At 44.8% G+C, this 13,312-nt stretch carries 11 protein-coding genes; 9 read left to right on the forward strand and 2 right to left on the reverse strand.

Annotation, left to right across the window (positions count from 1 at the left end; all coding sequences use genetic code 11):
* Position 1 precedes the first annotated feature (1 nt).
* From modA to FLAVO9R_RS06510, 3 genes are read left to right on the forward strand one after another with little or no spacing between them, the layout of a single operon-like run.
* Entirely contained in the window at positions 2 to 1,177 is a 1,176-nt protein-coding gene (gene modA / locus FLAVO9R_RS06500; RefSeq protein WP_159529801.1) for a molybdate ABC transporter substrate-binding protein, read from the forward strand.
* A complete protein-coding gene (gene modB / locus FLAVO9R_RS06505) occupies positions 1,178 to 1,870 on the forward strand; it encodes a molybdate ABC transporter permease subunit (RefSeq protein ID WP_159529811.1) in 693 nt (230 codons plus the stop codon). It begins immediately after the preceding gene.
* Entirely contained in the window at positions 1,849 to 3,018 is a 1,170-nt protein-coding gene (locus tag FLAVO9R_RS06510; protein ID WP_159529813.1) for an ATP-binding cassette domain-containing protein, read from the forward strand. The genes modB and FLAVO9R_RS06510 overlap by 22 nt, the downstream gene beginning before the upstream one ends.
* Before the next feature lie 73 nt (positions 3,019 to 3,091).
* Here the strand turns inward: FLAVO9R_RS06510 and hemN are convergent, their stop codons facing one another.
* Positions 3,092 to 4,459: an oxygen-independent coproporphyrinogen III oxidase gene (gene hemN, locus FLAVO9R_RS06515; RefSeq protein WP_159529815.1), complete on the reverse strand. Its 1,368-nt coding sequence runs from the start codon at positions 4,457 to 4,459 to the stop codon at positions 3,092 to 3,094.
* 239 nt (positions 4,460 to 4,698) lie between these two features.
* Here hemN and FLAVO9R_RS06520 point away from each other — a divergent pair, with 239 nt between their 5' ends.
* The 3 genes from FLAVO9R_RS06520 (at position 4,699) to FLAVO9R_RS06530 (ending at position 7,274) form a co-directional block, all read left to right on the forward strand.
* Positions 4,699 to 5,511 (forward strand): SGNH/GDSL hydrolase family protein, encoded by an 813-nt coding sequence (locus FLAVO9R_RS06520; protein WP_232370596.1) that lies wholly within the window; start codon positions 4,699 to 4,701, stop codon positions 5,509 to 5,511.
* Positions 5,512 to 5,598: 87 nt separating this feature from the next.
* Complete coding sequence (locus tag FLAVO9R_RS06525; RefSeq protein WP_159529817.1) at positions 5,599 to 6,237, forward strand: DsbA family oxidoreductase; 639 nt, start codon at positions 5,599 to 5,601, stop codon at positions 6,235 to 6,237.
* Positions 6,234 to 7,274 (forward strand): XdhC family protein, encoded by a 1,041-nt coding sequence (locus FLAVO9R_RS06530; RefSeq protein ID WP_159529819.1) that lies wholly within the window; start codon positions 6,234 to 6,236, stop codon positions 7,272 to 7,274. Before FLAVO9R_RS06525 ends, FLAVO9R_RS06530 begins: the two co-directional genes overlap by 4 nt.
* Before the next feature lie 211 nt (positions 7,275 to 7,485).
* On the opposite strand, the gene FLAVO9R_RS06535 is transcribed toward FLAVO9R_RS06530, so the two are convergent.
* Complete coding sequence (locus tag FLAVO9R_RS06535) at positions 7,486 to 10,023, reverse strand: TonB-dependent receptor (protein ID WP_159529821.1); 2,538 nt, start codon at positions 10,021 to 10,023, stop codon at positions 7,486 to 7,488.
* Between the two features lie 314 nt (positions 10,024 to 10,337).
* Here FLAVO9R_RS06535 and FLAVO9R_RS06540 point away from each other — a divergent pair, with 314 nt between their 5' ends.
* The 3 genes from FLAVO9R_RS06540 to FLAVO9R_RS06550 are packed head-to-tail and all read left to right on the forward strand — an operon-like array spanning position 10,338 to position 13,305.
* Positions 10,338 to 11,012, forward strand: a complete 675-nt coding sequence (locus FLAVO9R_RS06540; RefSeq protein ID WP_159529823.1) for a histidine phosphatase family protein — start codon at positions 10,338 to 10,340, stop codon at positions 11,010 to 11,012.
* Between the two features lie 28 nt (positions 11,013 to 11,040).
* Positions 11,041 to 12,255: an acyl-CoA dehydrogenase family protein gene (locus FLAVO9R_RS06545; protein WP_159529825.1), complete on the forward strand. Its 1,215-nt coding sequence runs from the start codon at positions 11,041 to 11,043 to the stop codon at positions 12,253 to 12,255.
* 9 nt (positions 12,256 to 12,264) lie between these two features.
* On the forward strand, positions 12,265 to 13,305 hold the full coding sequence (locus tag FLAVO9R_RS06550; RefSeq protein ID WP_159529827.1) for a phosphotransferase family protein: 1,041 nt from the start codon (positions 12,265 to 12,267) through the stop codon (positions 13,303 to 13,305).
* The last annotated feature ends 7 nt before the right edge of the window (positions 13,306 to 13,312 follow it).

Consider the following 13,312-nt stretch of genomic DNA (forward strand, 5'->3'; position numbering starts at 1 on the left):
AATGGCGGTTGGCGCAAAGATACCGGCGTGTTTAAAAATGATACTCGCGTATTTAAGAATTTCCCCCGCGTTTTTAAGCATGCAAGTTGGTAAACCTAAAGGCCGCGCGGGTACGTTTCTATCTGTTGTTTTTTTTACTCTGTGTATTGTCTGTAATGCGGCAGTATCAGACACTAATCTCTCTTCATATGAACAGACCGACGCTTATAAAAATGCCATTGCTGATAATAATGCTATTTCCAAAAACAACCATCAGCATGATGAACACCATGAAATAGTCGCTTCTAAGGAAGACGCCGCTACTTATGACACGGCAGTACCCATATTATCTTCGCCATTACAAATTGCTGTAGCCGCAAATTTTGCCAAGCCTTTACGCAGTATCGCCAATGATTATTTCAAGAAAACCGGGCAAGAAGTCAGTGTTACCGTTTCTTCCAGTGGAACCCTATTTGCGCAGCTTACCCATGGTGCTCAATTTGATGTATTCCTCTCTGCCGATACTGCTAGGCCCAATGCGTTAATAAAGGCAGGGCGTGTTAACGCTGAAGATGTGCATGTTTACGCTAAAGGTAGGTTGGCCTTTCTGTCTTCTCATACTACAGCTTCAACACCACACTTTACTGCTGGGGCATTGGCTGGGAAAAAGCTGGCTATCGCTAACCCTAAACTTGCTCCTTATGGCAACGCAGCAAAGCAGTATCTTGTTAATACCAATCAGTGGAATGCTGTTTCCCCCCATATTGTGATGGGTAAAAACGTACTTCAAACCTATCAGTTTTTTACTACAGGTAACGCCGATTATGCCTTGGTGGCATACTCCCTCGCCCTAGCTGACAAGCGAATTAATTGGACTGATAAGCGAATAAATGAGGCTGATGAGCAAAATATTTCTGGGCGCAATGCTTATGTTGAAGGCGATGTTGAAGGCGATGGGGCAATACTCATTCCCGACACCCTGCATCAACCAATATTACAAAGCCTTGCAGTTACCGCCGCAGCCGACAGAAAAGCCGCAGCATCTGCATTTGCTCGTTACTTATTGTCATTAGACGTACAGGGAAATTTGCCCAATTGGGGTTATCAACCCGCTGATGATTCATTATCGGTTAGCGTAACTTCCAGTATTAATGAGAACAAGCGAGTAGATAACAGAGTCACTAGGGGTATACCATAAATGCTAGAACATAGCGCCTTTACTGCGGTAGGGTTAACCCTAAAACTGGCCTTTTTAACCAGCGTGCTGTTAATGGTATTGGTTACTCCTCTGGCGTGGAAGTTGGCAAACTGGCAACATAAATTAAAACCCGTATTCATGTCGGTACTTGCATTACCTTTAGTGCTTCCCCCCACCGTGCTCGGCTTTTACTTGTTGGTGGCTTTTTCGCCCCAAAGCCCAGTTGGGGAAGGGTGGCAATGGCTCACCGGCCATCAGCTAGCGTTTAGTTTTGAAGGCTTAGTGATAGGCTCTTTTATTTACTCATTACCCTTTGCGCTGCAGCCCTTGTATAGCGGCTTTACTCAACTCGATAAACGGTATGTTGAAGTGGCGCATTCATTAGGCTTTGGAAAAATAGAGACGTTTTTCAGCATCATACTTCCTTTGTGCAAAGCCCCATTTATAGTGGCATTTGGCCTTAGTTTCGCCCATACCATTGGTGAATTTGGTGTGGTGCTAATGATTGGGGGGAATATTCCAGGCGAAACCCAAGTGCTCTCAATTGCATTGTATGAACATGTTGAAGCCTTAGAATATGGCCAAGCACATGCACTTTCGTTGGGGCTACTATTGTTTTCATTTTTACTGCTTACGCTGCTGTATCGCTTTAATGGAAAAGGAGGGCAAGGTTGGAGTTCAATATCTCGTTAGAAAACCGCATTAGTGCGAAAGCCGCATTACCATCTTCCATGCAGGTAGTGGGTATTACCGGGCCATCAGGTGCGGGTAAAAGCAGCTTGCTTCGTGCGCTAGCTGGGTTCGAACAAGAAGCATCAGTAAGTGTTAATTGGTTTGCTGAAGATGCTAAACCTATTGCTAGCGCAACAGTTAACGCGCATTCAGCAACCAAGGAAATAAACGTAAATAGCGCGCCCATCCGCGTGCGGGTAGGTTTGGTATTTCAGCAGCCTATGCTATTTCCTCATGTAAATGTAAAAGGTAATTTAGCACTGGCCGAACGTCATGCTGGCTCAAAGGCGTTAACAGTTGAACATGCTATTGCTGGTTGTGAGTGCGAACATTTGCTGCATAAATCAATAGGCAGCCTTTCAGGTGGTGAAGCGCAGCGGGTGGCATTAGCGCGTGCACTGGTTAATGGCCCAGATGTGCTGATGCTTGATGAGTCGTTAAGCGCATTAGATGCAGCTTTACGTAGCAAAATTCTGCGATTTCTAGTCAAAACCTGTGGCCGCTTAAATATAAAATTGATCATGGTGTCTCACGATGTTCAAGACTTGGCTCTATTCTGTGATGGGCTGATATCTGTAGTTGATGGCGCGGTAGAGGCGACGGGTTCAGTAGCTTACGTTATGGCGAAAATCGCCAGCCAGGGAAGTGTAGAAAATCCCTGTGCAATTTTAGAAGGCGAGGTAATTCAAAAGTCGAAAGATTTTCCTTATCCATTTACACGTTTGAATGTAAGCGGCAACGTACTTTACGCCAAAGCTACCGTGCAATGTGATAATAAACTGAATACGGAAAACAAAGATGAGCAAAGGGTAGGCACTTACCAGTATCCGCAGCGAGGAAAAATAGCCGTTTTTGCCAGCGAGGTGAGTATTGATACCAATACACAAGTGAATGTGCCCTCTAGCAGTATTTTAAACGCGTTACCGTGCGAAGTGGCGGAAATTTACTTCTCTGAAACACCGCAATCTAAAGAACATCAACTACAAACCGCAATCGTGGTGCTATCCCATGGTAATCAAGCGTTGTATGCCAGAGTAAGCACCTTGTCGATTGAACGGTTGAAACTTGAACCTGGTTTATCCGTGGTAGCTAGGTTCAAACTTCAGTAGGTTTGCAAAGCGTTTTAAAGCGCTGCGTTTACTATTACTAGGTGCTAAATTCCCGGCCCTAAACTCCCACTGCCTAAATTGCCGCAGAATAGCGTGAAATATGGTGACCTTTGTTTAGGTAAGCGTCGAATCTTGCACATATTGCTCTTATATAAATGCGAGACTTATCTGGCACACTAATATATCGATCGCGAAGTTCAATAATACCGTCGTCTACTAACGATTTAAGGCTCGTTAATTCAATACAGAAATAGCCATTGAATTTAATATTGTACTTGTCTTCAATATCTTTCTTATCTAAATACAAATTACACATTAAAGACATAATCACGTCTCGACGAATGCGATCGTCTAGGGTTAACGCAATGCCGTTGGCGGTTAGCGGTATGTCGTTGTCCAACCGGTTGTAATAGTCTTTAAGTTGTTTGGGGTTCTGGCCATATGCATTGCCTATTGTACTAATGGCAGATACGCCCAAACCAAGTAAGTCACTGTTTTTATGCGTGGTGTAGCCTTGAAAGTTTCGGTGCAATACGTGGTTATGCTTAGCCATGGCTAGTGTGTCGCTGGGCTTCGCGAAGTGATCTAAACCAATCATTTCAAAGCCTGTTTTAGAAAAACTTTCTACTGCCATTTGGTGCATTGCCGCTTTTTCATCAGGGGTGGCTAGGGTATCTAGCGGTATTTTGCGTTGGGCTGCGAATCTGTCTGGTAAGTGGGCATAGCTAAAAAGTGACACTCGGTCGGGTGACATGGCTTTTACCGCCACTACCGTGGTGCGAAACTTCTCCATAGTTTGTTTGGGCAAACCGTAAATTAAGTCCAAATTGACCGAGGTATAGCCTATGTTTTTTGCATCAAACACTAATTTGGCAATGTGTGCGGTACTTTGAACCCGATTGATAGACTGCTGAACATCTACATTAATATCTTGTACACCAAAGCTAACACGGGTGTAACCTAATTCATTTAAATCTTTTAAGTATTCACAAGTCACATTTCTAGGATCTAACTCAATTGAAAATTCAGCTTCGCTGGAAATAAGAAAGTGTTTCTTAATCAGATACATTAAATAGGTATGTTGTATAGTTGAAAGAAAACTTGGGGAGCCTCCACCTAAATGAAGGGCTACCACTTTCTTATCTTTATAAAGCGATTTTTTCGCTACCATCTCTTTTTCAATGTAGCTAAGGTAATGGTCGGCTTTTTCGTTGTGGCGAGTTACTATTTTATTGCAGCCACAGTAATAGCAAAGCTGTTCGCAGAAAGGGATGTGAATATATAAGCTTATGGTATCGGCGCCGCAGTTTTCAGACGCGCTCTCTAATAACCCGTCGTTCACCGACTCGAATTTAAGCGCAGTAGGGTAAGAAGTGTAACGTGGCGCCTGTTGTGCATATTTTGTAATTGTACTTGTGGCGCGATCAATTGGCGAATTCATAGGTATTTTCTGCTTAGTTTGCTAGTAAAGTAGCGAAAGACACTTATACAGGTGGCCTTTCTTTCGTGGTAAACCCATTTCATCATTGATAATAATGCAAACTAGTAAGGTGTTTATTGATCTCGTTCAAGGTTTTGCTCTTAAACATACTCATTATAGTCAGTTTTCCAATTTTGCTAGTACAAGGCCTGCTGGTAAGGAAAAAAACGCTCAAATTACCGGAACCTACCGGTAAAAGAGTGGGTTGCTGCCAGTGCGCTAGCAATGCCCCCAACAAGGTGCATCTTAAAGGCGATGCGCATAGCGGCGTTCCGGTAAGCTGTCAGCAAATGAAGGCTCCCTTGGCGTTGCTTATTGCGGGAGATTCCGCTGCCGCTGGCGTGGGTGTATCTACTCAAGAACAAGCACTGTCTGGCTGGTTAATTAACAGTTTGTCGGAAAACTTTTGCGTTGATTGGGAATTAAAGGCCAAGACAGGGGTTAACAGTACGGATTTGTTATCCATGTTGCAGCGGGCTAAACCCAACCGTGATCCTACGTATGATGCTAATTCAACGTCCCTCTCAACAATCACTTCTACCCATAGTTTCGACACGCCTCTTCAATGCAGATCGTTCGACGTGGCGGTTATTTCAATAGGGGTAAATGATGTAACGGGTTTTACGTCCTTGCGCCGGTGGCGTAGTAATGTCACGCAAATAATTGAAATACTAAAAGCGCGATACCAGTGCAGGTCAGTTGTATTTACCGCACTGCCTCCTATGCACGAATTTCCCGCGCTACCCCAACCGTTACGTTGGGTGTTAGGGCAAAGAGCGAAGTACCTCAATACCGCCTTGCTTAAGCTGGTGAACAAATATCATGGGGTTAACGTACTCACACTAACCTTAAACCCAATAGGTAATGATCAATCAGACAACACGCTCAAATACATGGCTGAAGATGGCTTTCATCCGCAAGTTGCAGGCTATCAATTGTGGTCTAACGCTGTTGTGAAGTTAGTGAACGAAGAACTTGATGAATTGGTCGGTAAAAATAGCAATGTTGGTTGAAGCTGAAAGGTTCACCCCTACAATACATTATTCATTTAGTAGGTGTTTAAAACCAACAATATTTAACGGCTTCGCGCTGGAGGTGCAATGAAAAGAGTAACGATAGATATGGTGTCAGACGTAGTTTGCCCTTGGTGCATTATTGGTTACGAACGTCTACAAAAAGCCATCGCGCAATTAGACGATATTGAAGTAACTATTCAATTTCACCCGTTTGAACTTAACCCGGACATGCCGCAAGAAGGACAGGACGTTCGTGAACATATAATGGAAAAATACGGGCTTACTCCAGCACAAAGTGATCAAAACCGAAAACAACTTATTGATGCAGGTGCATCGGTTGGTTTTAAGTTTGATTACTTCGACGGCATGCGTATGGCGAATACCTTCAATGCACACCAAGTACTGCACTATGCAGGGGAAAACGGTAAGCAAGAAGCGCTAAAATTACGCTTATTTGCCGCCTATTTCAGTGAAAGAAAAAACGTGAATGATATAGACGTGTTAGTAAGCGAAGCGGTGTCTGTGGGGCTAAACGAGCAAGAGGTAAGTGAACTTCTGGCCAATCAAACCTATGCAGATGTCGTTCGAGAGCACGAGAACTTATGGTTGCAACGTGGTATTCAAAGCGTACCTACTTTTGTGATTGGTAATAGCGGTGTTGCGGGTGCACAAGACCCAGAGACGTTAGCGCAATTTATTGTTCAGGCATCTACTGAGCAATGAGTAATCAGCTAATACACCTTTTAGCCCAGTGGCATCCGCTAAAGGATGCCCACCAGTGGGTGCTGGGGCTTATATATAAGACGGAAGGCTCTTGTTACAGGAAAGCGGGGGCTGTCATGTTGTTCAGCAATGCTGGGCATCAACTAGGTGTGTTAAGTGGTGGCTGCCTTGAATCAGACATTAACAAACAAGCCCAGCGGGTAATGCAAGATGGTAAGCATCGTACAGCAGTTTACGATGATAACGATGAAGAAGACATTGCCTTTAAACTAGGTGTAGGCTGCGGCGGGGTTGTACATTTAGCGCTGTTACCTGTAACTAGTGATAATCACTATTTACAGTTACATACTGTGTATTCATATTTGGTGAGCGGGCAACCTTGTTTATGGAAGCAAGAAGTTAATGGCGAACTTTCCTCCTCAGTTAGCGTTTGCGACAACCAGCAAGCGAGTAACAGCGAACAGGCTGACAACACCACTCGTGTGAAGCCTGAAGCTAAAAAAACGGCCGCTTTACTTGATACCCAAAACGGTAAGTGCTTTCTAACAGTACCTTGTGAACCGCCTCCACACCTACTTATTGTTGGCGGTGGATACGATGCCACTTTTGTGGTGAAGATGGCAGTGCAGCAAGGGTGGTCGGTGAGCGTATGGGATCCTAGGCCAGCACAGGCAAGGGTAGAGCACTTCGGTGATGCTAACTTTATTGTCGAGTCGACAGAAGTCGAAGCACTGAATTTGCATGTCGCAGAACACAATATCGATGCAGCGGTGTTGATGTCTCATCACCGACAAATAGACAGTAATGCCTTAGCAATGTTATCTCGGTACCCGCTGAAGTACGTGGCCATGTTAGGGCCTATTCACCGTAAAGAAGAAATGTTCGCGTTAGCTGGGGTTAAAGAAAGTGATTTTAAAGGCTTCTTCGCCAGCCCAGCTGGGTTTAATATCGGTGGCGACTTGCCAGAAAGCATCGCGTTGTCGATTATTGCTCAGTGCCATGCAGTACTGGCAAACAAATTTCCGACATTAAAGTAGTTATGTGCAACACGCAGTTTATATACACACTCCTTAAAAGTCTTATACATGGCTTCAGTAAAAGCCCCGTGCAAGCCCCATAAAGCCTCCATAACTGCCTCCATAACTTCGTCCATAACTGCCACGAAGTAGATAAATAGCCCCAAAGTAGATGAATAAGTGGGGCTTTTTATTTAAGGTTACATCGCTTTTGTTTTAACAAACGCAATAGTTAAAAACGCTTTCTTACCGATATACCATAGGAGCGAGGTGCGCCTGGGTAGGCCATCAGTTTTCCTTCTTGCACTGGCACATCAAAACCACTTCTAGCGATATATTCTTCATCCAAAAGGTTTCGAGCCCATACAATAATTTCGGTGTCCCATTCCTCAAGCTGAAGTGAAAGTCGTGCATTAATAATCTCGTATGAACCAGACTGTTTATAGGGGTCGTTGGAATCATCCAAATATACTTCCCCTGTATACTGATAATCTGCGCTTATTGTGGCGTCGTAACTCGCTACTAAAAAATGATGGTTTAGCATAATTGAAAGGCTATTTTGAGGCTCAAAACCCACTCTGTCACCGTCTCGTGCACAATACGGGTCGGCAGGTGACGCACGGCCCGGATCGTCAATACCCGTATGCCATGAATAGGCCACCCAACATGTACCTTGTTTGAAGGTATCAAAATTGGCTAACGTGCGTGATGCAATAAGCTGAAGTTCCGTGTTTGCACTCATTAACCAAGTGGTTTCAAGCTCCAGTCCCTTCACATGAATGTCGCCTGCGTTTTGCAGGTTAAAACCGGTACCTGTGAAAGTGGTGGCTTGAAAATCTTCAATGGTTGAATAATGCGCCGCAACATTTACCCGCACACCATAATCAGGCCAATCCTGTTTCAAGCCTATTTCTGCACTACGCGCTTTTTCGGCCTCAAAAGTGGCATCTAAAGACGGTAAAATACGATCAGTATTAGTGCCGCCTGCTTTATAACCAGAGGCTAAGCTGGCATAAATTAGTTGGTTTTTATTGGCCTGATAAGCAAGCTTTATCGTGCCCGTTAACTGGCTATCATCTATTGCTTCGTTTAAATCAGGTCGTGGCAGTACCGCTGATGAACCCAAGAAAAAATACCCCCATCCCGCCTGTTGAAAAGGCGCTAGGGCATTTAGCGAGGTTGGACTAATTGCAGTACCAGTATTGAGCGCTACGCCAATATCATTTAACGCTGTTACCGCAGCACCTATATTGGGCCTGCTTTCGGGAGCGCCGCTCAAGCCATCAATACCTGGGCCTTGTTCGGTGTACCGGCCAGCTATCGACTTCTTTTCATCGGTAAAACGCATGCCAGTCGTCAAGGTGATTGTGTCAGACAGCAACCAGTCAGCTTGGGCAAAAAATGCAACACTGTCTTGTTCTTGATTTGCCGTGTGCATAAATACGGTATTGCTTGGTGCTGCCACCCCAGAAGGGGCTATTAACCCGCCAGTGGCCGCACTAAGTCCATCAATCGCACTTGCCAAGGGAAGTAATTCAGCACCTGCAATGCTAAAAAAGCTATCGAATGCAAACTGTGTCGTGGTGTTAAAGGTTAAATCTAAATTTTGGCTAAAGTAATAGGCACCCAAAAGGCCACGAATTTTATCGCTTTTATAATGCAATCTAAACTCTTGAGAGAAAGACTGTTGTTTTGCATCGTTAGTGGCGGTTAATAAATCCGCATCTGAAAAATCGGTATCTACAATATCGATGCTATCAAAGGCGCGATAAGCCGTAATACCTACCAAAGACCATTGCTCACTAAGCACTACATCAATTTGCGCCGAAACACCTTTATCTTCCATTTTTGAAATAGGGGGTTGAGATAACGATGTGGTGAAATCGTAGAAATCGTCAGTACTGTAAATGGTGGCGTTAAACGGGGGCTGAGATAACAACGCATCTGTGCCAAATTTGCCAGGGATGTCATTTGCCTGAAAATTGTTTTGCCAAGTAAGTGCACCGCAACAACGCTCATTTAATTCACCGTAATCGGCAATGATGCGAACGCTGACATTTTCTGTAGGCGTATAAAGCCACTGAGCCTTTATGGCTGAGCGGTTTTTGTTATTTAAACTCTGCCCAGAAGTGGCATCGGTAATATAGCCATCACCATCGGTTTTAAACCCTGAAATACGCATGGCTAATATATCGTCAATCAACGAGAACGACGCGCCTGCACTTAATCTTAATAATGAATCATTACCCGCCAATACTTCTACAAAACCATCGGTATCGGTATGACTTGGCGCCACAGAGGTAAGGGTCATTGCGCCTGCTGCAGTATTTTTACCAAATAGGGTACCTTGTGGGCCACGTAGTACTTCGATAGCAGCAATATCAACTAAGTCGTTGATAAGGGCATTTTGCCGTGAACGATAAACCCCGTCCACATATAAGCCCACAGAAGATTCGAAGCCGAAATTTTGTGATGATGTGCCAATACCGCGGATGGAAAACCCTGAATTAGTCACGCTTTGATTTTGAAACGCACCAAATGCAGGCACATAGTTTTGCAAATCAAAGACGTCTTTCACCACGGTTTCAATTAAATCGTCGCCGGAAAGGGCGGTCACGGCAACAGGTACTGCTTGTAAATTTTGTGCCGTTTTTTGTGCCTGAACGGTGATATGCTCTAAGGCGCTATCTTGGCAGTAAGCAAGTGAAGATGTGCAACTCGCAGCTATACCTAGTGCGACGAATGTGTGCTTGGGCAGCAATTTTTTCATTTTTATTTTACCTAACATCTAACCCATTTCAAACGAATAGCGTCGTTTGACTACAGCTAGAACCTTAGCAGTAATCTTTCACTTTGCATCAATGTGCAAAAAACAACGTAACAACTTAGTGTTGCAGTAATTTTAAGTCGCTACAACGATAGTAGAAATATTCTGAAAACCAACTGCCTCAACGCTATTGGGCGTGTTTAGTCGCCTTTGTTCCCCATAGCCTAACATGATGTATTCCCATTCAAAATATCAATTAAACTTATGGTGCTACTTTTCTTACCATGGTTAACATATTGATAACATCAGAGAGTAGTATGACTGACATCTACCTAGTACGCCACGGACAAGCATCTTTTGGCGCAGCAAACTACGACAAGCTTAGTGATCTAGGTGCACAGCAGTCCCAGTGGCTTGGGCACTACTTCAAGCAGCGCGATATTACTTTCGATAGTGTGTTTATGGGTGACATGGTGCGCCACAGAGAAACCGCCGAAGGTATTGCAAAAGGGATAGGCTCTTTACCCCAAGCGAACATCAACAGTGAATTGAACGAATTTAACTTTCAAGCAGTGGCAACAGCGTTTTTAACCCGATACCCAGATCAAAAAGTGCCAGAAGGTGCGTCTCGGGCAGAATATTATCGGTTGCTTAAAAAAGCCATGTTGGCATGGGCAGCCAATGATCTCGACCATAACTTATTGGATGAGAGTTGGGCAGGCTTCGAAGATAGGGTGGCCACTATGCTAAGCGCGCTCCAAAGCACACAGGCAAAGCGAGTGTTGGTGGTAAGTTCAGGGGGGGCCATTGCCATGATGTTAAAGCACATACTCGGTTACGACGCCCCCACGGTTATTAACATGAACTTGCAGATTAGAAATGCGAGTTTTTCTCAGTGCTTCGCGAATACTCGTGGTGTGCATTTGAACAATTTCAACAGCGTACCACATTTAGATGTTGTGGATAGATTGCACGCTGTGACATACAGCTAAACAGCGCCATCAGCGGATAAGGACAGTTATGAACTTTGAATACAATGAAAGAACACAAACGCTTTTAACGAAATTAAGAGCCTTCATGCAAGAAGAAGTGTATCCAATTGAGAAGGAGTATGTTCACGCGGTAGAAAATGGTGAAAACCGTTGGCAAACTCCCGTTATGATGCAAACTCTCAAACAACGCGCAAAAGACGCCGGCCTTTGGAATCTCTTCCTTCCAGAGGAATATAAGCCTTACGGCGCTGGGTTATCAAATGCTGAATACGCCCCTTTGTGTGAAGAGATGGGGCGTGTGTTGTTTAGCTCAGAGATTTTCAATTGTAGCGCGCCTGATACGGGCAACATGGAAGTGTTGGCGAAGTACGGAAATGAAGAACAGAAAAAACAATGGCTAGAGCCACTGCTTAATGGCGAAATTCGTTCTGCCTTTGCCATGACCGAGCCAGCAGTTGCGTCAAGTGATGCGACTAACATTGAAACGTCAATTACCCGAGATGGCGATGAATACGTAATCAATGGGCGCAAATGGTACACCAGTGGTGCCATGAACGAAAATTGCAAAATCATGGTGGTAATGGGTAAAACCGACTTTGAAGCTGCTCGTCACCAGCAACAGTCGCAAATTTTAGTGCCAATGGATACGAAGGGGGTCACCATTGTGCGCCCCATGGCTGCGATGGGCTATTTTGATGAGCCTGTAGGGCATGCGGAAGTATTGTTCGATAACGTACGGGTTCCGGTAAGTAATTTGCTACTCGGTGAAGGTCGCGGGTTTGAAATTGCACAAGGTCGCTTAGGCCCAGGCCGTATTCATCACTGCATGCGCTTAATTGGCTGCGCACAGCGCGCCTTAGATTTAGCCTGTGAGCGAGTAGATCAGCGTGAAGCATTTGGTAAGCCACTTAGCAAACAGCAGTCGGTGCGCGAAAGTATTGCACAAATGCATTGTGATATTGAGCAAGCGCGCTTACTAACACTTAAGGCTGCCGACAAAATGGATAGATACGGCAATAAAGTCTCTCGAGATATTATTGCCGCCATTAAAATTGTTGCACCCAAAATGGCGTGTAGGGTTATTGACGAAGCTATCCAAATGCATGGCGCTGCAGGTACAAGTCAAGATTACGCATTGTCTGCCATGTACGCGTATGCTAGGACCATTCGTTTAGCCGATGGCCCTGACCAAGTGCACATGATGCAATTGGGTCGCAATCTGATTGCCGAAAAGAACGCTTAAGGAGTATCTGTGGCTACGCACACGCTAGATATAGAAACGTTAAATCACTACCTAAATAAGGCGTGCCCAGAAATAGGCACGGTGTTGTCGGCAGAGAAATTCTCAGGTGGGCAATCTAATCCTACGTTTAAACTAAATGCTGATTCTGGCGTTTACGTGCTGCGTCGCCAACCGCCGGGGAAACTGCTCAAGTCTGCCCATGCGGTTGACCGCGAGTATCGCGTTATCAATGCACTAAGTAACACAGAAGTACCTGTGCCTAAGGTTTATCACTTGTGTGAAGATGCCGACATCATTGGCAGTATGTTTTACATCATGGCCTACGTTGAAGGCACCATTTATTGGGACAGCGCTTTACCGGAAGTAGAGAGCCCAAAAACTCGGGGCGCTATGTACGATGAAATGAACCGCGTGCTGGCAGTGATGCACGGTGTTGATATTGACGCCGCTGGGTTAACGAGTTACGGCAAGCCAGGAAGTTACTTTTCTCGCCAGTTAAGCCGGTGGACTCAGCAATACCGTGCTTCTGAGCTAGAGCATGTAGAAGACATTGAGCAGCTTATTACCTATTTAGAAGAAAATTTGCCTGAAGATGATGGGCAAATAGCCTTGGTTCACGGTGATTTTAGGTTGGATAATATGATGTTTGATATGTCTAACCTTGATGAACCTAAAGTGATTGCGTTGCTTGATTGGGAGTTATCTACCTTGGGGCACCCGTATGCCGATTTAGCCTATCAATGCATGCAGCTGCGTTTACCAAGTGACATCGCCCATGCGTCTGGTTTAGGTGGGTTAGACAGAGACGCGTTAGGTATTCCTAGTGAAGAAGAATACGTAGGTGCATATTGCAAGCGACGCGGCATTGACAAAATAGACAACTGGACCTTTTACCTCGCGTTTAGTTTTTTCCGTCTAGCAGCCATTCTGCAAGGAGTAGTTAAACGGGCACATGATGGCAACGCATCAAGCGACAAGGCAATGCAGTTAGGCGCTATGGTGCGCCCTCTGGCACAAATTGCGAATAAAACGATTCATCAAAACAGCTAAACCACCG

This window comes from Alteromonas sp. 38 (assembly GCF_902506055.1).
GTDB lineage: Bacteria > Pseudomonadota > Gammaproteobacteria > Enterobacterales > Alteromonadaceae > Alteromonas > Alteromonas lipotrueae.